22 protein-coding genes are annotated in these 21,103 nt (G+C 44.3%); all 22 read right to left on the bottom strand.

Annotated elements, in window-relative coordinates; genetic code table 11:
• Nucleotides 1–104: 104 nt before the first annotated feature.
• The 22 genes from Q4592_RS14445 to fliJ all read right to left on the bottom strand — a co-directional run bounded on the left by Q4592_RS14445 (nt 105) and on the right by fliJ (nt 21,091).
• Nucleotides 105–908: a chemotaxis protein CheW gene (locus Q4592_RS14445; RefSeq protein WP_303514309.1), complete on the bottom strand. Its 804-nt coding sequence runs from the start codon at nt 906–908 to the stop codon at nt 105–107.
• Complete coding sequence (locus Q4592_RS14440) at nt 905–1,690, bottom strand: ParA family protein (RefSeq protein WP_137671386.1); 786 nt, start codon at nt 1,688–1,690, stop codon at nt 905–907. The genes Q4592_RS14445 and Q4592_RS14440 overlap by 4 nt, the downstream gene beginning before the upstream one ends.
• Entirely contained in the window at nt 1,691–2,614 is a 924-nt protein-coding gene (locus Q4592_RS14435; RefSeq protein ID WP_303514305.1) for a flagellar motor protein MotB, read from the bottom strand.
• 1 nt (nt 2,615) lies between these two features.
• A complete protein-coding gene (locus Q4592_RS14430) occupies nt 2,616–3,359 on the bottom strand; it encodes a flagellar motor protein (protein WP_303514303.1) in 744 nt (247 codons plus the stop codon).
• Nucleotides 3,352–4,485, bottom strand: coding sequence for a chemotaxis response regulator protein-glutamate methylesterase (locus Q4592_RS14425; RefSeq protein WP_303514301.1), 1,134 nt, complete (start codon nt 4,483–4,485; stop codon nt 3,352–3,354). The genes Q4592_RS14430 and Q4592_RS14425 overlap by 8 nt, the downstream gene beginning before the upstream one ends.
• A gap of 25 nt (nt 4,486–4,510) precedes the next feature.
• Nucleotides 4,511–6,604, bottom strand: coding sequence for a chemotaxis protein CheA (locus Q4592_RS14420; protein ID WP_303514299.1), 2,094 nt, complete (start codon nt 6,602–6,604; stop codon nt 4,511–4,513).
• 11 nt (nt 6,605–6,615) lie between these two features.
• The gene (locus tag Q4592_RS14415) at nt 6,616–7,356 is read right to left on the bottom strand and encodes a protein phosphatase CheZ (RefSeq protein WP_137671391.1); all 741 of its coding nucleotides are present in this window, start codon (nt 7,354–7,356) and stop codon (nt 6,616–6,618) included.
• Between the two features lie 13 nt (nt 7,357–7,369).
• Complete coding sequence (gene cheY / locus Q4592_RS14410; protein WP_084681816.1) at nt 7,370–7,753, bottom strand: chemotaxis response regulator CheY; 384 nt, start codon at nt 7,751–7,753, stop codon at nt 7,370–7,372.
• 127 nt (nt 7,754–7,880) lie between these two features.
• On the bottom strand, nt 7,881–8,600 hold the full coding sequence (locus Q4592_RS14405) for an RNA polymerase sigma factor FliA (protein WP_303514292.1): 720 nt from the start codon (nt 8,598–8,600) through the stop codon (nt 7,881–7,883).
• A complete protein-coding gene (locus Q4592_RS14400) occupies nt 8,593–9,486 on the bottom strand; it encodes a MinD/ParA family protein (RefSeq protein WP_137671393.1) in 894 nt (297 codons plus the stop codon). The genes Q4592_RS14405 and Q4592_RS14400 overlap by 8 nt, the downstream gene beginning before the upstream one ends.
• Nucleotides 9,476–10,900, bottom strand: a complete 1,425-nt coding sequence (gene flhF / locus Q4592_RS14395) for a flagellar biosynthesis protein FlhF (RefSeq protein WP_303514286.1) — start codon at nt 10,898–10,900, stop codon at nt 9,476–9,478. The genes Q4592_RS14400 and flhF overlap by 11 nt, the downstream gene beginning before the upstream one ends.
• A gap of 37 nt (nt 10,901–10,937) precedes the next feature.
• Nucleotides 10,938–13,049: a flagellar biosynthesis protein FlhA gene (gene flhA, locus Q4592_RS14390; protein ID WP_303514285.1), complete on the bottom strand. Its 2,112-nt coding sequence runs from the start codon at nt 13,047–13,049 to the stop codon at nt 10,938–10,940.
• Between the two features lie 98 nt (nt 13,050–13,147).
• Nucleotides 13,148–14,275 (bottom strand): flagellar biosynthesis protein FlhB, encoded by a 1,128-nt coding sequence (flhB, locus tag Q4592_RS14385; protein ID WP_303514282.1) that lies wholly within the window; start codon nt 14,273–14,275, stop codon nt 13,148–13,150.
• 17 nt (nt 14,276–14,292) lie between these two features.
• Nucleotides 14,293–15,048, bottom strand: a complete 756-nt coding sequence (gene fliR, locus Q4592_RS14380; protein ID WP_303514473.1) for a flagellar biosynthetic protein FliR — start codon at nt 15,046–15,048, stop codon at nt 14,293–14,295.
• A gap of 23 nt (nt 15,049–15,071) precedes the next feature.
• Nucleotides 15,072–15,341: a flagellar biosynthetic protein FliQ gene (locus Q4592_RS14375; RefSeq protein WP_303514280.1), complete on the bottom strand. Its 270-nt coding sequence runs from the start codon at nt 15,339–15,341 to the stop codon at nt 15,072–15,074.
• 16 nt (nt 15,342–15,357) lie between these two features.
• Nucleotides 15,358–16,101 carry a flagellar type III secretion system pore protein FliP gene (gene fliP, locus Q4592_RS14370; protein ID WP_137671398.1) on the bottom strand — a complete coding sequence of 248 codons (744 nt, stop codon included), beginning with the start codon at nt 16,099–16,101 and terminating at the stop codon, nt 15,358–15,360.
• The gene (gene fliO / locus Q4592_RS14365; RefSeq protein WP_303514275.1) at nt 16,091–16,495 is read right to left on the bottom strand and encodes a flagellar biosynthetic protein FliO; all 405 of its coding nucleotides are present in this window, start codon (nt 16,493–16,495) and stop codon (nt 16,091–16,093) included. The genes fliP and fliO overlap by 11 nt, the downstream gene beginning before the upstream one ends.
• Nucleotides 16,495–16,866, bottom strand: a complete 372-nt coding sequence (gene fliN / locus Q4592_RS14360; protein ID WP_137671400.1) for a flagellar motor switch protein FliN — start codon at nt 16,864–16,866, stop codon at nt 16,495–16,497. The genes fliO and fliN overlap by 1 nt, the downstream gene beginning before the upstream one ends.
• Before the next feature lie 18 nt (nt 16,867–16,884).
• Nucleotides 16,885–17,913, bottom strand: coding sequence for a flagellar motor switch protein FliM (gene fliM / locus Q4592_RS14355; RefSeq protein ID WP_137671401.1), 1,029 nt, complete (start codon nt 17,911–17,913; stop codon nt 16,885–16,887).
• Nucleotides 17,914–17,922: 9 nt separating this feature from the next.
• A complete protein-coding gene (gene fliL, locus Q4592_RS14350; RefSeq protein WP_137671402.1) occupies nt 17,923–18,429 on the bottom strand; it encodes a flagellar basal body-associated protein FliL in 507 nt (168 codons plus the stop codon).
• Nucleotides 18,430–18,512: 83 nt separating this feature from the next.
• Nucleotides 18,513–20,537 carry a flagellar hook-length control protein FliK gene (locus tag Q4592_RS14345; protein WP_303514271.1) on the bottom strand — a complete coding sequence of 675 codons (2,025 nt, stop codon included), beginning with the start codon at nt 20,535–20,537 and terminating at the stop codon, nt 18,513–18,515.
• Nucleotides 20,538–20,650: 113 nt separating this feature from the next.
• The gene (gene fliJ / locus Q4592_RS14340) at nt 20,651–21,091 is read right to left on the bottom strand and encodes a flagellar export protein FliJ (RefSeq protein WP_303514269.1); all 441 of its coding nucleotides are present in this window, start codon (nt 21,089–21,091) and stop codon (nt 20,651–20,653) included.
• Between the last annotated feature and the right edge of the window lie 12 nt (nt 21,092–21,103).

Genomic DNA, 21,103 nt, shown 5'->3' with positions numbered 1-21,103 from the left:
CGGATCTCGCAACTCATATATTCAGTATATATCATATGTTATAAAACTAAACGGCAGATTTTCCTACTCTTTCCACTTAAGAAACCTAGCCGTGTCTCACTATTTTATTGCCCTTCGATATTCACGCCTTCGCTCAGCATTTTCTGTAACTCTTCTACGTGAACCAAAGCGCACATTTTTTGCTTAACCATTCCCGCTAACCAACGTCTGGAACCGGGTTCAGAACGCCATTTAACATCGTCTCTGGTAAGACGCTCTGTGCCAAACAGCTTTTCACAACTTAAGCCCCAAGCAGTTTCACCCAGCATCACTAAATATTTGTAATCGGGCTCAAAAGGCTGATTTGGCATCACCCATTTTGCTGTATCAACCACCGACAGCTTTTGTTCTCGCTCAATCATTATGCCCGAAAACCAACTAGGCTTACCAAACAAGGGGCTCACCTCGGATATGCGGTGAATACCACCTAGCTCTGTTAGCGGAACACCAAAAGTCACTCCAGCTACTTCAAAGAATAGCACCTGAAAATCATTTTCAGTTTCAATATTTCGCCATTCAGGCGGAACTGCCTCAGACGCTGGTTCAAATTCAGTATCTACCAGAGTTTCAACATGCTGTTCGTCTTCAACAACTATTTGCTCTTTGGCTTCTTGTTGTTCTTCAACTTCTGGAGCTTGTTCGGGAATCTCCGCAATCGGCAATAAAACCGGTTTGGCTTCGGCAACAGCTGCAACTCGCTGCTCTGCTTCTTCGAATAATTTCGCTAAAGGTTTTACTTGCGGCTCTGGTGCATTGGCTACTTCAACAATAGGTTCAGCATCTGCTTTTTCAGGCGCTTGATTAGGCTCTGTTAACAAAGAGTCGAAATAACTGCCTAATGCTTCTTCCATCATCTTGTCGCTATTCATAGCAGCCCCTGCTCATCGGTCATTTGCTGCAAGTGCGCCAGCAAAGTTTGATAGGCAAATACTCCACGACAATTTTTTATATGGTATGAAGGCGGCGCGTGACGCAAGCTGGCATCTCTAAACTTGGTATCAATTGGAATCACTGAGTTCCAAATATTCTTAGGGTAAGTTTCTTGTAGCTCTTTTAACGCACTTAGCGAAGCGCGGGTTCGTTTATCGTACATAGTAGGCACTACCGTGTAACGCAAAGGCTCTGGACAAGAACGCTGCATAATGGCGAGGGTTTTCACCATACGTTCTAAACCTTTAATGGCTAAAAACTCTGTTTGCACTGGCACTAACACTCGGCTACTGGCGGCTAGCGCATTCACCATCATTACACCTAACACTGGCGGGCAGTCAATTAAAACGTAGTCATATTGATGTTCAATTCTAGCCAAAATACGCTTAAGAATTAGGCCCATACCTTCTCGCTGCCCTAGCACTTTATCCAAGGTTGCTAAGGCCATACTAGCGGGAATTAAATCAAGATTATCAAAAGAAGTGGCCTGAATGCTGTGGGTTACCATTGCATCGTCAAGCTGGGTATTTTGGTAAAGCTCGTATAGGGTTCCTTGTACGCTATCTACGTCAAAACCCAAATAGCTAGTTAACGATGCGTGGGGATCGGTATCAAGCAATAACACCCGCTTACCTTGCTGAGCTAATAAACCGGCAAGCGAAATCACCGTGGTAGTTTTACCTACACCGCCTTTTTGATTAGCAACCGTCCAAACTTTCACCTATTCTTCCTGCCTTGTCGTAAATCGAACGCCACCGCCCTCAATGGGCACGGCTAACATGGTATCACTATCGGGTTTTCTTAAGGGCTTTTCTAGCTCTTCTCCCGCTGGAACGTCTATTTGTTTAGCTATAATCGGCGGTTCCCATACCTTACTCGACAACGCGATAACAACACGTCTGTTTTGTCGGTGGCCTTGAGCCAAACCTTCTGGTGCGTACTCAGCAAATGCCTCTATCGCCATTCTAGCGGGAGTAACTCCGCGGCTTTGTAACTCACGTAATACTCGTGTAGCCCTTGCTGCCGAAAGCTCCCAATTGCTTGGATACAGTTCACTATCTATACCCGTTTCATCAGTATAACCACGCACTCGAATAAAATTATTGATATGTTTTAGCCGCTCAGCCAGTTGATCGATAACTTGCGCTGCTGGTTTTAATAAATAAGCACTACCGCTGGCAAAAAACAAACGACTGTCTAATTCGATAGTCAGCCACTGTTCATCATAACTTATTACTATATCGTCGCTTTTTAGAAAATCTTTAAATTCGTAGACTAATTGCTCAGCTAATTCTGAAAATTCGTCTAATGCGGGATTATGATCGCTCTCACTGAAATGAACGGGCGTTTTTTTAGCCGGAGAAATACCATCCAGTATGGATTGACCAGAGAACAATATACCTTCTTCATTATTAGCAGCACTGTTTGATTCAATAGGTAAAATCGCTGAATCTGACTCCTCGAATAAGGCAATGGCTTGCTGTAAGCGCTGTTGCAATTCGGGATATTCGTTTTCATTGGCAATAGCCATCGCATACAAGACTACAAACAATGCAAACATCAACGTCATATAATCGGCATAAGATACCAACCAACGCTCACTGCTGGCCTTGGGTTTAGCATGAACCGCATAGCGGCGTCGCATCTTAAGTCAACTCTTGAGTAAATGCGCTCAAACGGCGCTGGATTTCAATACTACTTGCCCCTTCGGCTATCGACACTAAACCGGCTAAAGTCATTTCGTGATAAATAGCGCGCTCGTTTGCGACTGCTCGCAATTTATTAGCGATAGGTAAAAAAACAAAGTTAGCAAAACCAACACCATAAATGGTGGCCACAAAGGCGACTGCGATGCCTTGACCAAGCTGTTCAGGGCTGGTTAAAAAGTCCATGGCCTGAATTAAGCCTAACACCGCCCCTAAAATACCAACAGTTGGGCAATATCCGCCCATGGCTTCAAATACTCCGGCTTGTTTTTCTAAACGGTTTTGTTCTAAGTCGATGATATCTTCTAGTGATTGTTTTAGCTGCCTTGGCTCTGCACCATCAACCAACATTTCTAAACCACATAAACTAAAAGCATCAGCTTGTTGGTGTTTTTCTAAAACAAGATAACCATCTTTCCTAACAATATGAGACCAATCTAAGATTTGCTTGAATTGGTCACTCAATGTCAATTCGCTTGATTGCCAGACTTTAGGAATAGACTTAATTGCTTGAGTAAATTGAGATGCCGGGGTTTGTAGCATAACGGCTCCAACAGTGCCGCCAATAACAATAATAAATGCATGCAGGTTAACTAAATCTGAAAGGTTTCCGCCCGCAAAAGTATGACCAAACCCAACAGCAGAGAACGCAATAAATACGCCTAAGATGCTAAGTTTATCCATTCCCTATTTCCGCTACGATCGCATCAGAAAATTGCTCTAGAGGCATTTGCTCAGAAGCAAGACCAGCGCTAGCCACCGCTTGAGGCATACCGTATACCACACAACTGGCTTCATCTTGCGCCCAAATAGTTGAGCCGTTTTCTTTTAACAAACGACAACCATCTCGGCCGTCGGCCCCCATTCCAGTGAGGATCATCGCCAATACATTGCTTTGATGACTTTTAGCTAAAGAGGCAAAAGTTATATCCACACAAGGTTTATAATTTACCTTATCGTTACCTTCAATGATGCGTAAGCGACCATATTGCCCGCGCCCTTCCACTAACATTTGTTTGCCACCCGGAGCTAAATAAGCCCAACCAGGTCTAAGTTCATCGCCGTCTTCAGCCTGTTTTACATTAATCCGCGACAAACTATTTAAGCGTTGAGCAAAGGCAGCGGTAAAGGTGGCAGGCATGTGCTGCACCAACAAAATCGGTTTGGAGAAACCAGCGGGAATCGAGGTTAGGATGGTTTGCAGTGCAACTGGCCCCCCTGTAGAGGTGCCAATAGCAACTAACTTATAACGTTTACCTGAAGGCTTAAACCTTGGGCTAACGCTTGCGCGTTCGGCGGCCTGCGGAGGGCTAGCATTGCTAGCTCCTGATGAAACAGGAGTTCTTCGCTTAGCCACTGCAGGACGAGTTGTTGCCGGCGCTGCCGGGCTAGCGGTTCTTCTTGCGACCACTCGGCGCCGTGCAATAGCTTTCACTCGCTGTTGCAATAAACTAACTGCTTCTTCTCTATCACGCGCGATGTCTTCAAACTTTTTAGGGATAAAGTCTAGCGCACCAGCTTCAAGCGCATCTAAGGTCGCTTTAGCGCCATCATGCGTTAAAGATGAAAACATTAAAACGGGCGTTGGGTTTTTAGCCATGATTTCGCGAACAGCGGTAATGCCGTCCATTACCGGCATTTCTATGTCCATGGTAATCACGTCGGGCTTTAGTCGAGCAACCATATCAATAGCTTCCCGGCCATTTTTAGCGGTATCAATAACTTCAAGCGTAGAGTCTGCGTTGATTATTTCGCTAACTCTACGTCTGAAAAAACTTGAATCATCAACGACTAATACTTTTATTGCCATTCTCGGTTCTTCTTAGAGGCAACGCTTACATTTTACGAGCGTAGCGTTTTAGTAAGCTAGGAATATCAAGTATCAATGCAATGCGGCCATCACTGGTGATTGTTGCACCAGCCATGCCAGGCGTGCCCTGCAATAATTGATCTAAGGCCTTAATGACCACTTCTTCTTGGCCAATAAGGTTATCAACCACAAAGCCAACTTGCTGAGGGCCGATCTGAACAATCACTACATGCCCTTGCGAGCTTCGTTCACCAGGTTGACCATTTCTAATCAGCCAATCTTGCAAATAGAAAAGCGGGATAGCTTTATCGCGAACAATAACCGTTTCTTGACCATCAACCACATTGGTTTTGGTCAAATCTAGGTGGAATATTTCGTTCACACTGGTTAATGGCAATGCAAAGGTTTGTTTACCTACATCAACCATCAAGGTAGGCAAAATAGCCAAGGTTAACGGGACTTTAATTTGTAAAGTGGTGCCTTGACCAAGATGAGAGTCAATATCTACTGAGCCGTTTAGCTGAGTAATACTGGTTTTCACCACGTCCATTCCTACACCACGACCAGAAATATCAGAAATTTCGGTTTTGGTTGAGAAACCTGGCGCAAAAATCAGGCTGTAAGCATCTTTATCTGGCATTCTTGCTGCCGCATCGGCATCTAACACGCCGCGCTCAACAGCAATTGATTTAAGCTTATCGGCATTCATTCCTGCGCCATCATCCTCAATCATCAATAGGATATGGTCGCCTTCTTGCGAGGCTGATAAACGAATAACACCGGTACGAGGTTTGCCTGAAGCCACTCGCTCATCTGGCATTTCTATACCATGGTCTACTGAGTTTCTGACTAAGTGGACCAATGGATCGGCCAAAGCTTCAACTAAGTTCTTATCTAAATCGGTTTCTTCGCCGACCAACTCAAGATTAATATCTTTTTTAAGGCTACGAGCTAGATCTCGTACTACTCGAGGAAAACGTCCAAACACCTTTTTAATAGGTTGCATGCGGGTTTTCATTACCGCGCCTTGCAAGTCAGCCGTCACTACATCTAGATTGGCAGTGGCTTTAGACATGTCTTCATCGTTACTATTTAGGCCAAGGCTTACTAAGCGATTTCGAACTAATACCAATTCACCGACCATATTCATGATGTCGTCAAGTGTACGTGTATCTACACGAACAGTCGTTTCACCTTGAGGCACAGCTTGCTTGGTAGGAGCTTTGGCGGGTTCTGCTTTGGCTGGCGCAGCTTTAGCAGCTGGCTTCGCAGGGGCAGCGGGCTTAACCGCAGCAGCAGGCTTCGCGACAGGTACTGCAGGCTTGGCTGGAGCGGCTGGCTTAACGTCTGGCGCTTTTCCTGCACCATGTAGCTGGTCCAATAGCTTTTCAAATTCGTCATCGCCAATCTCTTCCCCGCTAGTTGCGGGCGCGGGGTCGGCAGCTTTTGGAGCTGGCGCTGCTGCACTAGGAGCTTTAGAACCGTGTAACTCATCTAAAAGTTTTTCAAACTCGTCATCGGAAATATCACCGTCACTAGCCGGAGCGGCCGCGCTCGGCGCAGGAGCAGCAGGCTTAGGCGCATCGCTACCATGAAGCTCGTCAAGTAAACGTTCAAACTCATCATCACTGATTTCATCAATGTTCCCACTATCAGCTGCTGGAGCGACAGGTTCAGGAATGGCTACTGGCTCGGGCTCAGCGGCGGCAATTGGAGCTTCATCTGCGGATTCAGGTTGAGAAAGATGATGCAGGCGGTCAATAATATCAGGAGAAGCTGGTGTTAACGGTTCGCGAGCCTGCACTTGAGCAAACATATCATTAACAGCATCAAGAGCTTCAAGAATAACATCCATCAGCTCTGGCGAGACACCCCGCCCACCGTTACGCAAGGTGTCAAAAACGTTCTCTGCACCATGACAAACATCAACAAGCTCGGTAAGAGACAAAAAGCCTGCGCCACCTTTTACGGTATGGAAGCCGCGAAAGATAGCATTTAATAAGTCACTATCATCTGGACGTTTCTCTAAATCAACCAACTGTTCAGACAGCTGCTCAAGGATCTCCGCCGCTTCTACGAGAAAGTCTTGTAAGATGTCTTCATCTACATCAAACGACATGCGCTACTCCCTTAAAATCCTAAACTAGATAACAGGTCATCAACATCATCTTGATCGTTAACAACGTCATCCCTTTGCTCTTTATTTAATATTGGCCCTTCGGCTTCAATGGCCGATTTTGCAGGAGCTTTTTTCTCTATAACTTCAGCTTTATCATTGCCAAACAAGGTCAGCATTTCCACTAAACTTTCTTCAACTTCTTGAACTAAGGTGATTACTTTACGAATCATTTGCCCAGTTAAGTCTTGAAAATCTTGAGCCATCAATATTTCAGTTAACATACTTCGTAGTTTATCGGCATTTGCTGAAGAACTATTAAGGAAAATATCGATTTGGTGACATAGCGCTTTAAATTGGCCAATTTCAATTCTTCGTTCCATCAAACTTTGCCAAACAGGCATAATATCGTTGATTTCACTGGTTAATTGATCGGCAATAGGGAGGCCAGATTCAACCGCATCCATGGTCTTATTAGCGGCTTGGTCGGTCATCTCTATTACATAGTTTAACCGCTCTTTTGCATCAGGTATTTCCTGATTGGCTAATTCATTAATACGAATATCTAGCTTGAAATCATTTAATGAATCGTGAAGTTGACGTGTGAGCTGGCCAACTTTGTCAAACAACAGGTTGGCCTTAGGAGCGCACAGCTCACTGACAAATTGATTCGCCTCGGAGACGTTTCCTTCTTCAAGTAGCAACACCAAAGCTTTGGCATCGGCTAATGAGATGATCGGAGTATCAGTGCTCACACATCTTCCTTTATTATTGTAATCTTTCGAAAATCTTATCTAGCTTCTCTTTTAGTGTGGCAGCTGTGAAAGGTTTTACAATATAACCATTTACGCCGGCTTGCGCGGCTTCAATAATCTGTTCGCGTTTCGCTTCTGCTGTAACCATTAACACAGGTAAATGAGACAAGCTTTCGTCGGCACGAATATTCTTTAATAAATCAATGCCTTCCATACCCGGCATGTTCCAATCGGTCACTACAAATTCGAAGTCCCCACCTTTAAGCATTGGCAACGCAGTATTACCGTCATCAGCTTCGTGAGTATTGTTGAAACCTAAATCTCTAAGTAGGTTTTTAATAATCCTTCTCATTGTTGAAAAATCATCAACAACCAGAATTTTCATATTTTTATCCAAGGTACGTCCCCCAACAGGATGTTTTGCAAGCCTCAAAACGGGCTAAAAATTTATGTAATAAAGATATTATGCCTTAATAAACACAATTTTAGTCCATCTTTTATCATATTTGTAAGGATGAATTTCTCTATTGTGTCCAATCTCGCATTCGAGTTTTCACTCGAGCAAGCGCTTGGCTATGTATTTGACTGACTCTTGACTCGCTTACGGTTAATACTTCGCCAATTTCTTTAAGATTAAGTTCTTCGTCATAATATAGCGATAATACTAACGCTTCGCGCTCTGGTAAGCCTTTAATGCAGTCGGCTAGCGATTGTTGAAAGCGTTGATTAGCAAAGCCTTCAAATGGTCGATTTTGCTCGCGACTTTCATCACTAGAAATAACATCTTCGCTCACGCCAAGATCTTCAATACCAAGAATTCGGCCACAGTTTACGTCAGACAACATTGAATGATATTCGCTTAGGCTTACACCCAGCTTAGCAGCAACCTCAGCATCTTTGGCATCTCCATTCTTTTCTTTTTCAACTGCGTTAATAGCTTCACTGATAGCGCGGCTGTTTTTATGCACAGAACGTGGTACCCAGTCACCACGACGAATTTCGTCAAGCATTGAGCCACGAATACGGATCCCGGCATAGGTTTCGAAACTCGCACCTTTGGTACCATCAAAATTACGCGCAGCTTCGATAAGACCAATCATTCCAGACTGAATGAGATCATCAACAATTACGCTAGCCGGTAGGCGCGCCATTAAATGGTGCGCTATCCGTTTTACCAAATTTGCATGGCGTTCCACCAACACATTAGTGTCACTAGCGCTGGCATAAGCGGCAACTTTATTCACTAAGCTGTTCTCTATTTTTACGTTGTCCGAATTCGAGAAGATTCTCGATGAAGAATTCTAAATGGCCACCAGCTTGTTCCGGAATCGGCCAAGTAGCTCCTTTACTCGCTAAAGAGCGAAAGGCTAAAGAAGCGGGAGATTTAGGGTACGCTTCAACCACGACGCGCTGTTTACGCACAGCGAGTCGAACATTGTTATCGTATGGAATACACGATACGAGTTCTAAAGTGGCGTCTAAAAAGCGATCGGTAACACGAGTTAGTTTAGCAAACAGTTCTTGGCCTTCTCTCAGACTACGAACCATGTTTGCCACTACTTTAAATTTGTATACGCCGTGCTTGTTAGACAATAGTTTAATCAAAGCATACGCATCAGTAATCGATGTGGGTTCATCACAAACCACGACCAAGATATCTTGCGAGGCTTTAGCAAAGCTCAGCACCATATCGGAAATACCAGCAGCAGTATCTACCAGCAATATATCAATGGGAGTTTTCAAGCTACTAAATGCGCGAATCAATCCTGCATGCTCTGCCGGGCTCAATTCAACCATTGATTGGGTACCAGAAGTTGCTGGGGCGATTAATATACCGTTGGGCCCCTTTACGAGCACTTCATCCAATGTGCACTCGCCAGATAGTACATGCGATAAGTTTTTGGTAACGCGTAGGCCTAATAGTACATCTACATTTGCCAAGCCTAAGTCGGCATCCAGCACCATTACACGCTTACCTTGGGCTGCCATAGCAATGCCCATATTCAGGGTAACGTTAGTTTTACCAACACCACCTTTACCACCGGTTACAGCGATAACTTTCACATTATTTTTTTGTTGCATCATTCTTAAGCCGCTAGCTTGATCAAATTCGTTGTCTTTAGAATACATCTGAAACCTTCTGCTGTTCGGTTTCACTAAACCAGAAATGTTGCCGAGACTGAGTATCAATTACTGACAGCGCTTGCTCAATTAACTTGGTTGGCTCGGCAACTGCAATATCTTCTGGCACTTGCTGGCCATGCGTAACGTAACTGATTGGCAGAGCGTGGCGCAAGGTGACATTTAAAACCTCGCCTAAGGCCAAGCTCTCATCTAATTTGGTAAGTATGGTACCCGCAAGAGGAATTCGCTGGAATTGATTCACGGTTTCTTCAATAACTCGACGTTGAGCGTTAGCTGACATCACCAAATAGTTACGTATATTCACGCGGCTATTCTTAACTAACTTATCGAGTTGTTCGTGTAAACGTAAATCTCGTTGGCTCATACCGGCAGTATCAATTAGCACAAGTTTTTTATCTTTAAATTGATACAACAATTGAGACAACTCTTCTTCATCGTTAGCGACCCGCACTGCACAACCCATAATCTTCCCATAGGTAGCAAGTTGTTCATGCGCGCCAATTCGATAGGTATCGGTGGTAATCATCGCTACGCTATCTGCGCCATGACGCATAGAAAACTGAGCGGCTAATTTGGCAATGGTAGTGGTTTTGCCCACGCCCGTTGGCCCTAATAAAGCAATTGCACCGCCTTTAAGCAGAATTTCATCTTGGCCGACCGGAAGTTGGTTTGCGAGCAACTCACGTAAATGCTGCCAGCCTTCTTGCACACCAAGTTCTTCAGGAATATAACCGGCGATTTGGTCAGCCATGTCTTCATCAAAACCAACTAGCTGCAATTGCTTAATGAGCATCGCTCGAACCGGTTCTTGACGCTCAACTTCTTGCCACATCAAGCCAGAGACTTGGTGCTCGAGTAACTTGCGCATCGCTGCCATTTCTTTCTTCAATTCACCCACTTCATTTCCAGCAGAATCTTGCTTAGGCTGCTGAGCAGAACGGGATTGAGCAGGTTGACTTGATAAAGAACCTTGTTGTACCCAGCCCTGTTGCTGCGCTAAAGAACGCGGTGCTTGAACGGTACGAGGGCGCTGCGATTGTTGTTGCTGTTTTAAGGTAGATTGTTGCAAATTCTCTTGCTGGCGCTTTTGATGACGTTGCATGAAGTTGGTTAAGTTATCTTTCAAACTGGCATTTTCGTCAAAATCATGACCAGGATGCTGGTTTGTTGGCGCTTTCTTTGCCGCAGCGGGATTCCGGGACGATAATTTGACGCTGTCTTCCGCCAGCTCTCTGCTGCTCTCTGCAGCACTGTTTTTTAAATTGGAAGGTTCAACTGCAGCAACAATTTCAATGCCGCCAGTGACCTTTTTATTCGACATAATTACCGCATCACTGCCTAAGGTTTCTTTTACCTCGGCTAATGCAGTTCGCATGTCTTTCGCAAAAAAGCGTTTCATTTTCACTGTTCACCTTCCTTTTGTCAGACTCTTCAGGCTACTGCCCTACTGAGCTCACAATACGTATTTGTTTATCTTCTGGTACTTCTTGATAAGAAAGAACCCTCAGTGCTGGCATCGCTGTTTTAACAAATCGAGACATACTTGAGCGTAAAATTCCCGAGGTTAACAAAATAGCGGGTTGACCAGCCAACTCTTGATTTTGACAGGCTTCGTTAAGCGAAACTTGTAACTTCTCTGCCAAACCAGGTTCCATTCCAGCACCATCATTACCTGCTGCTTGCATAGATTGATGCAATATCTGCTCCAAGTCTGGAGACAAGGTAATAACCGGTAATTCAGCTTCACTGCCAATTAGCTCTTGCACAATTAAACGTTTCAAAGAAATACGACAAGCTGCAGTGAGAATATCGGGGTCTTGGCTTTTCGGCCCGTATTCCACCAAGGTTTGTACAATACTGCGTACATCGCGAATAGGCACACCTTCGTTGAGTAAGTTCTGCAGCACTTTAACCACTGTAGATAGCGTCATCGTATCTGGCACCAAACCTTCTACTAACTTAGGCAAGTTGTTACCCAACATATCTAGTAGATTCTGTACTTCCTCATGGCCGAGTAAGTTAGATGCATTATTGGTAAGGAGTTGGCTCAAGTGGGTGGCAACTACCGTAGCAGAGTCAACTACGGTGTAACCGAGAGTTTGAGCGTGCTCGCGTTGCTCTGTTGCTACCCACGCAGCTTCAAGACCAAATGCAGGATCGGTAGTAGGCTGGCCTTCAATTTTACCAAATACCTGACCTGGGTTAATCGCCATTTCTCTATCATGAAAAACTTCCGATTCACCGTAAGTGACACCCATTAAGGTAATACGATATTGATTCGGACCTAAATCTAAGTTGTCACGAATATGCACCGCTGGAACCAAAAAACCAAGATCTTGAGAAAGCTTTTTACGCACTCCTTTAATTCGAGCCAGCAACTCACCACCTTGGCTTTTATCCACCAAAGGAATTAGGCGGTACCCTACTTCCAAGCCTATAACATCAACTGGTTGGACATCATCCCAACCCAATTCTTTTGGTTCGCTACTGGCACTTGGGCTTGAGCTCGCTGGCTGCAGTGAGGTATCCGCCGCTTTTTTAGCATCTCCTTTATGACGCATCCAAGCCGCACCTAAACACACAGCTGCACAAGTAAGAAATGCCAAATGAGGCATACCAGGGACAATGCCCATAATGAACAAAATTGAACCACAGATTATCATTACTCGCGGGTCTCTAAACATCTGCAAGCTCACCTGCTCGCCCATGTCTGCTTCGGTATTTTGACGAGTAACTACCAACGCGGCGGCTATAGATAAAAGTAATGAGGGTATTTGTGCAACTAAGCCATCACCAATGGTAAGCAAAGTATAAACCTCTGCCGCTTCAGCAAAGGTTAAATCATGCTGAGCCACACCAATAATAAAGCCGCCAAGAATGTTAATAAACAAAATGAGAATACCCGCAATGGCATCCCCTTTAACAAACTTACTGGCACCATCCATAGAACCATAAAAGTCCGCTTCGTTGGTTACGTCTGCTCGGCGTGTTCGGGCTTGTTCTTGGTCAATGATGCCAGCGTTTAAATCGGCATCAATCGCCATTTGCTTACCGGGCATTGCATCTAAAGTAAAGCGGGCGCTTACTTCTGCAATACGGCCAGCACCTTTAGTCACCACCACAAAGTTGATGATCATCAAGATTAAAAACACCACCAAACCTACCGCATAGTTGCCACCAATTACCACCGAACCAAAGGCTTCAATAACATTACCAGCAGCGTTACCGCCATTGTGGCCTTCAAGCAATACAACGCGAGTGGAAGCAACGTTTAATGCAAGGCGCAGTAGCGTGGCAATCAACAACACCGTTGGGAAGACAGCAAAATCTAGCGGTCGTTTAGTATAAATAGCTACCAGTAATACCACTAAGGCGAGGGAGATGTTAAAGGCAAACAATATGTCCAACAGCCATGCCGCCATTGGTAATACAACCATGCCTAATGTGGCTAGCACCACAACTGGCGTACCAACACCTTTTATGACATTAACATCAACTTTTTTTAGATCTTGAAGCTTAAAGCTGGTGAGACGATTAATGAATTCCATAAATGACGAAATACTGACTTCCTAACAACTGATGAAACAAGAAAAGCAATAAGCGAGCCAATACGATTACTTAATAAGTTCGGTGATGAGAACTGAGACTAATATCGAAGTTCATTGGGAATAGGTAAGTCATTAACCACCGGTTTAGGTCGCTTACCTTTACCCTTACGGTATTGCTCCAATTGAAAAACAAAAGCCAATATTTGGGCAACTGCAACGTATAGACCTTCGGGGATATCGTGACCAATTTTAGTGGTGTGATACAACGAGCGAGTGAGTGCTGGTGCTTCCATAATCGGAACTTCATAATGGCGAGCAATTTCGCGGATTTTCATCGCTACCTCGTCAACCCCTTTTGCCACCACTTTGGGAGCGCCAGTACCTTCTTTATCATACTGAAGTGCGACAGAAAAGTGTGTTGGGTTGGTCACTACCACATCAGCTTGCGGCACATCAGCCATCATTCGGCGAGCAGCCATTTCCATTTGCAAGCGACGGATCCGCCCTTTCACTTCAGGGCTACCTTCCATGTTTTTATGTTCGTCTTTCACTTCTTGCTTAGACATTTTCAGCTGCTTGTTGTGATTCCAAATTTGATAAGGCACATCAATAATCACGATAACAATCAAGCTGCAAACTAGGGCTAGTAACATCCACTGCAGCATGTCTAACGCATTAACAATCGAGCCAGGTATCGACTGCATACTAAGAGTGAGGATTTCGGCGAACTTCCAACGCAGTACAAACCAAACTACACCTGCGATTACAACAACTTTGGCAATACTTTTTATAAGTTCAACAAAAGCTTGAAGTCCCATCATCCGTTTAAAGCCCTGAAGCGGCGACATCTTACTGGCTTTTGGCCTGGCAGCCTCCCAACTAAAAGACATTCCCCCTAACAAAGTATTGCCAATTAAGGCCGCTAGTGTAATAAAGCCCATAATCCACATTAGTGGCTTAACCAACAACATACCTATAATTCCGATGTTCTTAAGCATGAGATTAACGTCATACACCTGCTCCCGGGTCATCGTAAAAGCTAACTGGAAAACCTTCACCATAGATTCAGCCAACATGCTGCCAAACGCCATGATGGCGATAGCAGCAGTAATGAGTACCGCGGCAGTACCTAATTCTTTAGAACGAGCGACCTGTCCCTTTTTTCGAGCATCTTCAAGCTTTTTCCCCGTGGGGTCTTCCGTTTTTTCTTGATCGTCATCTGCCATAGTAATTTGACCTTAGGTTAACAACCTATGCGCAATAGAGCGCATGCTGTACTGCGACCAACCTCCCACTGACGTTCAAAGTGCGCTAAGAACCCACCAATAGTGAGCCAAAGAATAAATAAACCAAACAACATACTTACCGCAAAGCCAATACTAAAAATATTCAGTTGGGGTGCAGCTCGGGTCATAACACCAAAAGAAAAATTCACAAGTAACATGGCGACAACAGACGAAATAGACAAGGCAAGCGCGGCCAGAAAAAGCTGAGAGTACCAACCAGCAAGGTGTTGATAATCAATAGTGCCTAAACCGCTCATACCGATGGGAATCGTTTCGAAACTCATTGCGATTAAGGTAATGAGCTGCAGATGCCCGTCAATGGCCAAAAACAGTAATGTTGCCAACAACAAATAAAATTGACCAACAACAGGAGTACTTTGGCCATTATTCGGGTCTACCATAGAGGCAAAACCCAAGCTGGTTTGCATCGCAATAATTTGCCCGCCAACCACAAACGTTTGCATTAATAGCTGAGAAATAAATCCGATCGCTACACCAATTAATACTTGCTGAAGAATCACGATAATCGCTTGAAAGGAGAAAACTTCGATACCTTGAACGTCTGGTAACACCGGCACTAATGCAAAAGTAATCGCCAAAGCTAACATTAAGCGAACTCGAGTAGGAACCGATTTGCCACCAAAACTCGCCAATACCATTAACATTGCAGCTACGCGGGTTAAGGCCCAAAGATATTGGCCAATCCACGCCATAATTAGGTCGGAGGGAAACTCCACTAACCAACAACCTGAGGGATCATATCAACCATAGTGAAGAACAGCTCCATCAGTTTTCCGGTAAACCAATGGCCAGCAATCATTAGCGAAGCAAGTGTGACTAACAAACGTGGCAAAAAACTTAAGGTTTGTTCATTAATCGAAGTGGCGGCTTGGAAAATAGCTACAATGAGCCCCACCAGCAAACTTGGGATAATCGCAGCAGACACTAAGATAACCACTTGCCCTAATGCCAGGCGAAATACATCTACAAAGACTTCCGGTTCCATCTATGGCTCCTTTTGTCTATACGCCAAAACTGTTTGCAAGGGTGCCCATCACTAGGCTCCAGCCATCAACCAATACAAACAACATTAGTTTGAATGGCAGCGATACAATCATTGGGGACAGCATCATCATACCCATGGCCATTAGAATACTGGCCACCACTAAGTCAATCACCAAAAATGGTATGAATAACATAAAGCCAATTTGGAAGGCGGTTTTTAACTCGGATGTAATGAATGCAGGAATAAGCACATTAAACGGTACTTCTTCTGGTGAACCTACTTCGACCTTAGCAATCTTTACAAAGGTTTCTAGATCAGTAAGGCGCGTTTGCGCTAGCATGAATTCTTTAAGCGGTTCTTTTGCGCGCTCAAAAGCTTGCATAGAAGTAAGCTCTTCACTCAAATACGGCTGTACCGCTTGCTGGTTCACCTCTTCTATGACTGGCGACATAATAAAAAAAGTTAAAAACAAAGCAATACCAATAATGACTTGGTTAGACGGGCTTTGCTGTAAACCCATGGCCTGACGCAAAATTGACATCACCACCACGATTCGAGTGAACGACGTCATCATAATGACCATTGCTGGTAAAAAAGACAGCGCGGTCATCAAGGCTAAGACTTGTAGTGTAACCGAATACTCTTGACCACCATCGGGATTGGTGGTCATCGTTATGGCAGGTAAAATACCTTCTTGAGCAAAGCTAGGTGCAACAAACGCAAAGCACAATAATAAACCGTAAAACAGCTTACTTTTCATTTTTCGACAATATCCCTTGCAGCTGTTTAGCAAAATGGCCACTCATTTTATTCGGTTTCGCTTCCAGTGGTTGTTCCAACTTATCTAATAGATTTATTGACTGGGCGGTGACCCCCAGCAAATATTGTTGCTCACCTATTTCTACCACCATGATGCGTTCGCGAGTGCCCAGTGCCAAATTAGTGATAACTTTAGACTGGTCGCCAGCAAATTGATTTAGTCGGGTTTTTTTAAGCACCCAGGCACAAACCAAAATAGTCACCAACACTACAGCTAAAGACATTATCCAAGAGAGCAATTCAACTTGAGAGCTGGGCGCCGCGTTAATCTCTTGCTCTGCAGCCGCAGGCAAGGCAATAGATAGAATAAGCAGTAAACCGAATGAGCCGCGCATTATTTGAGTTTTTTAATGCGTTCTGTTTGACTGATTACATCAGTCAAACGAATACCAAACTTGTCATTCACTACCACTACTTCGCCATGGGCGATCAAGGTACCGTTTACCAGCACATCTAAAGGTTCACCAGCTACCCGATCTAGCTCAACTACCGAGCCTTGGTTAAGCTGTAGTAAGTTACGAATACTAATATTACTACGGCCAACTTCCATTGAAATGGTAACCGGGATATCCATTATTGAATCAAGCTTACGTTGCTGCTCTTCGCTAATAGGTTGCGATTCATCAACAAACTCTTCTAACGGTGCGGGCTCTACTTCAGCCATTGCTGCAGCCCACTCATCCGCCATATCGTCTTGATCACTCATATTTTTTCCTTATTCATCTTACTCGTCGTCTGCAGAAGATTGACGGCGGCTTACCACCATTTCTAGGTCAGTTTTGACCGTATCGGGACGCTCTAACACTGAATCAACTTTAAGCGCCATGTGTTCATTACGCTGGCCTAACTTAACACGGTAACTAGGCAAATCTTCTACGAACAACATCGCGGTTTCTGGCATTTCGACAGGGATAACATCACCGGTTTTCAGCTCCATCAGCTGCCTTAATGTCACATCAGTTTCTAATAACTTAGTATGTAAACCGACCGGGACATCCATTATTTCGTCGCTAAGTGCTGAGCTCCAACGTTGATCGGTATCTTGTTTATCGCTCTGAACCCCCGCATCTAGTAGTTCACGAATAGGCTCCAACATGGAATAAGGCATTGCAATGTGAAAATCACCACCGCCACCATCTAATTCAATATGGAAAGAGCTCACCACGATCACTTCAGTAGGGCTCACAATGTTAGCCATAGCGGGATTCACTTCTGAATCGAGGTAGTCAAACCCAACATCCATAACCGGTGCCCACGCTTCAACGTAATCTTCAAAGATGATTTTTAACAACATTTGAATGATACGGCGTTCGGTAGGGGTAAATTCTCGACCTTCAATTTTTGCATGGTAACGGCCATCGCCACCAAAAAAGTTCTCAACTAAAATGAAAACCAGTCGCGCTTCCATGGTCACCAAGGCGGTGCCTTTGAGTGGACGAAAACGAACCATGTTTAAACTAGTAGGTACAAACAAAGTATGCACGTACTCGCCAAACTTAATCATTTGTACGCCATTAATCGATACTTCAGCGGTACGGCGCATCATATTGAATAAACTAATGCGCATGTGCCGTGCGAAACGTTCATTAACCAACTCAAGGGTTGGCATGCGACCCCGAACAATTCGGTCTTGAGAAGAAAAGTCAAACTCCACCACACTGCCCGACATCTCGGGCTCAATGATGTCCTCTTCTATATCATCAACACCATGTAGCAGCGCATCAATTTCGTCTTGGCTTAATAAATCGCTCACATTGTTCCTTTATTGCATCACAAAGCCGGTAAACAATATTTTTTCTACCACAACTTTACCGGTAATTTCTTTTAATGCTTTTTGTGTTTCGATTAGCGAGTTCTCACGTAGGCTATCTTTGCCTTCTTGAGTAGACATGTCTTCAACGCTAGCGGAGCTAAATACGTTAAGTAAAGTACCTTCAATCAAGGGAATATGTAGCTTCGCATCAGCTTCATTGGCAGTACCACGCACCAATAATTGTACTTTGATTTGTACCAAACGATCTCTGTGGTCACCCACAATATTGAAGACAAATGGTCGCGGCATCCCCACGTATAGTGCTTCATGAGTAACACTAGCAGTCACTTCTTCAGTGGGGGTTGCAGCTGCAGGCGCTTCATCTTCGCCGCCCATCAACAAAAAGCCGACAACGCCGCCAATAACTAATACCGCGACACCGGCAATAATGATGATCAGCTTCTTCTTACTGCCACCTTCATCATCTTCTACTTTTAATTCTGATTCTTCAGCCATTTATGCTTCCATGAACTTTTCGCTAAACTGATTTCATTATTACACAGTTAAGAGGCGCTTCAACAGCGCCTTTAGCAAATAAACTAGGCGTAAAAGTCAATACCATCGCTGTTTGCTTGGTTTGCCACCAAGGCGCTCAAGTCTTGCTCACCAGCGTCCTCAATATTGTTAATATTTCCAGCAAGTCCACTTCCCGCGTTTTGACCTTGACCATGCTGCGAAGCATTGCCTTGATTTTGCTGATTCACCTGACTTTGTCCTAATTCTATACCCTGCTGCTCTAACATTTCACGTAAACGCGGCATGGTTTGTTCTAAGGCTTCACGGGCTTGAGGGTTTTGAACTTGAATTTGTACCGATACCTGTTGTTCTTGGTTCATCTGCAAGCGAATATGCATACTGCCCAACTCTGCAGGATCTAAACGAATTTCAGCTTTTTGCATACCTTGGCTTAACATATATTGAACCCGCTGATTCAGTTCGGCAGGTGCTTGATAATGAGCAGGGTTGAGTCGTTCGTTTTGTTGAACTTGTTTATCGTTTATCTGATTTGCTTGCTGCGCTTGTTTTAACGCAACATCGCTATTTGCCTGCTCCGCGCGAGCAACTACATCAGCGCCTGAGGCTGAGCGAAAAATACTGTGATGTTCTTGCGGTTTAGGCGCCTCTGTTTGATTTAGCGCTACATGCTGTTGAGTTTGACTATGTTGCTGCTCTTTTTGCTCACCGCTAGTATCTTTACTGGTGCTATCTGCGCTCGCTGCGATGGTCGCAGCAGCTAACTTATCAGTAGTTGGAGAAGCATCTGTACTGCTGGTTTTAGGGGTCAACAAATTTGACTGAGTAGAAGCAAGCGGAGGTTTAGTCTCGCCAGTTTTGGCATCGACATTAAGGTTTGTTTCAGCCATTTTTCCAGCGTCTGCATTTTGCGCTACTTTCGTATCGTTGGCCGTTTGCTGAATAACCACTTGCTCAGAAGATGAAACTTTAGCGGCTTGTTTAGCTCGCGCATCAACTTGAGTGTTTAGTGGCTCACCTCTATTAGTATCTGAGTTTATCTGCGCTGCTTTTTCTTGTTTACTGTCTACCCCAGCATTAGCCTGTTTTAGCGTATCAGCCTCTTTACCACTGGCAGATTTAAGCTGTTCGCTTTCAACTTTATTCTGTAGCGTTTTATCAGTATCTTTAACCACCGCACCGCTAACGAAAGCAGTGGTTTTGTTTAATTCTTTTTCGGTAGTTTTTTGTTGTTCGACTTGGTTAGCCGAAACGCCAAGTTTTGCAGATTTATCTAACTCGCCTTCAGTGCCTTTAATCGCTTTACTCCCACTAACTTCTGCAGCGCCTGTGTCTGCAATACTTTTCGCGTTAGCGGCTTCACTAAGCACTTTTGAGTCTGTTAGGTCTTTAGCACTTTGTGGGTTAGCTTTGTTGGCCTCTCCTTCTACACTGATTGTGCTGTCAGTTTTCGATGAAGAAACGCCAAGTTGATTGGAGCTTGTATTTGATGTTTTAGTTTCGCTACTCAGTATAGATGAGGCATCTGTATCGTCGGCATCAGACGCAGCAGAGTTAAGCGGCAATTCACTGCCGCTTTGTTTATTTGCTGCTTGGGCTAAATCAGGATCAGTTTCGCTTTTTCCAGCACTGTTAGTTTTAACTGCAGGCTCTGGCTCTGGTTCAGCCTTACTGTTTAATCTCTCTTTGGTTTCTGAGTCCTGCGTTAATGAAGAACTGTCTGAAGCTGTTTGTTCGGCAGAATCAGCTTCATCTTCACTAACAAGGTCAATGGGAATAGCATTTTTAGCGGACTCCGCATTACCCTTTTCAATATCGTCGGCCGCTTTTTTGGCCGTATCGAGTTGCTTAAGTAAGTCCCTAGGACTGGGCTCTGCGGGGCTATCCACAGCCTTTTTAGAATCAGACTCCGCACCTTTAGCATACTCTTTTTCTACAGCGGCTTTTACCGGGCTATCGGCTTTAGGAAGTTGCTCTAATTCTTTAACTAATTTAGCAAAATCGTCACCCTTTTCAGAAGGGCTAAGAGTTGCACTTCCTAGTGATGATAACTGCTTGGCATTGCCTGCATCGTTTAACAGAAATTCCATATTGTTACTTGCCCTTACAATTAGTCTTTTCCAGCTTTAGGCTTATTTGCCCTAGGCTAACTAGCCATTACTCTTTCATTTCGAAAAAATAAAGCATATTTTATGCCTAAGCGCTACACTTGGCCTCGAAGGTGAGAATATAATGCGTATTCATCGAGTAGCTTTTGTTCTTCGCGGTGTTGTTTTTGCTGCTGCTGTTTCACTTGTTTTTCAATCAGAAACTCCATAGCTTTTCGTTTAGCTTGCAGCTCTAACCACTGATTACGTTTAAGTAATACGTTTTTCTTTACTTGCTCAATACTTTTACCCTGCTGCACACTGGCTTGCTCAAGCTTTTGAATAAACAATTGGTATTGGTGAAAGCTGTCTGCGTAAAAGCCATCTACGCCCTTTGCCAAGGCTTGCTCAAGGTAAGAGCGGCGATACTGCTCTAGGTGAGCCAATTGTGCTTCAAACTCGCTAAGCTGCTGCTGCGCTTCGGCCATATCTTTTACTGCGGCTTGCTCTTGCTCTTGCAAGCGCTCAACCATTAAATATAACGCTCGCCGTGCCATGAGCATCTCCTA

The organism is Agarivorans sp. 1_MG-2023, assembly GCF_030548385.1.
Lineage (GTDB): Bacteria > Pseudomonadota > Gammaproteobacteria > Enterobacterales > Celerinatantimonadaceae > Agarivorans.
This window is presented reverse-complemented; position numbering and strand designations above follow the sequence as displayed.

Excerpts from the sequence above, each read along its gene's own strand:
- Q4592_RS14435 (WP_303514305.1), bottom strand. The coding sequence starts at position 2,614 with ATGCGACGCCGCTATGCGGTTCATGCTAAACCCAAGGCCAGCAGTGAG.
- Q4592_RS14430 (WP_303514303.1), bottom strand. The coding sequence starts at position 3,359 with ATGGATAAACTTAGCATCTTAGGCGTATTTATTGCGTTCTCTGCTGTT.
- fliN (WP_137671400.1), bottom strand. The coding sequence starts at position 16,866 with ATGAGTGATCAAGACGATATGGCGGATGAGTGGGCTGCAGCAATGGCT.
- Q4592_RS14420 (WP_303514299.1), bottom strand. The coding sequence starts at position 6,604 with ATGTCGTTTGATGTAGATGAAGACATCTTACAAGACTTTCTCGTAGAA.
- flhA (WP_303514285.1), bottom strand. The coding sequence starts at position 13,049 with ATGGAATTCATTAATCGTCTCACCAGCTTTAAGCTTCAAGATCTAAAA.
- flhF (WP_303514286.1), bottom strand. The coding sequence starts at position 10,900 with ATGAAACGCTTTTTTGCGAAAGACATGCGAACTGCATTAGCCGAGGTA.
- Q4592_RS14445 (WP_303514309.1), bottom strand. The coding sequence starts at position 908 with ATGAATAGCGACAAGATGATGGAAGAAGCATTAGGCAGTTATTTCGAC.
- Q4592_RS14375 (WP_303514280.1), bottom strand. The coding sequence starts at position 15,341 with ATGGAACCGGAAGTCTTTGTAGATGTATTTCGCCTGGCATTAGGGCAA.
- Q4592_RS14345 (WP_303514271.1), bottom strand. The coding sequence starts at position 20,537 with ATGGAATTTCTGTTAAACGATGCAGGCAATGCCAAGCAGTTATCATCA.
- Q4592_RS14400 (WP_137671393.1), bottom strand. The coding sequence starts at position 9,486 with ATGTATTCTAAAGACAACGAATTTGATCAAGCTAGCGGCTTAAGAATG.
- fliO (WP_303514275.1), bottom strand. The coding sequence starts at position 16,495 with ATGCGCGGCTCATTCGGTTTACTGCTTATTCTATCTATTGCCTTGCCT.
- flhB (WP_303514282.1), bottom strand. The coding sequence starts at position 14,275 with ATGGCAGATGACGATCAAGAAAAAACGGAAGACCCCACGGGGAAAAAG.
- fliJ (WP_303514269.1), bottom strand. The coding sequence starts at position 21,091 with ATGGCACGGCGAGCGTTATATTTAATGGTTGAGCGCTTGCAAGAGCAA.
- fliL (WP_137671402.1), bottom strand. The coding sequence starts at position 18,429 with ATGGCTGAAGAATCAGAATTAAAAGTAGAAGATGATGAAGGTGGCAGT.
- fliR (WP_303514473.1), bottom strand. The coding sequence starts at position 15,048 with ATGGCGTGGATTGGCCAATATCTTTGGGCCTTAACCCGCGTAGCTGCA.
- Q4592_RS14425 (WP_303514301.1), bottom strand. The coding sequence starts at position 4,485 with ATGGCAATAAAAGTATTAGTCGTTGATGATTCAAGTTTTTTCAGACGT.
- fliP (WP_137671398.1), bottom strand. The coding sequence starts at position 16,101 with ATGAAAAGTAAGCTGTTTTACGGTTTATTATTGTGCTTTGCGTTTGTT.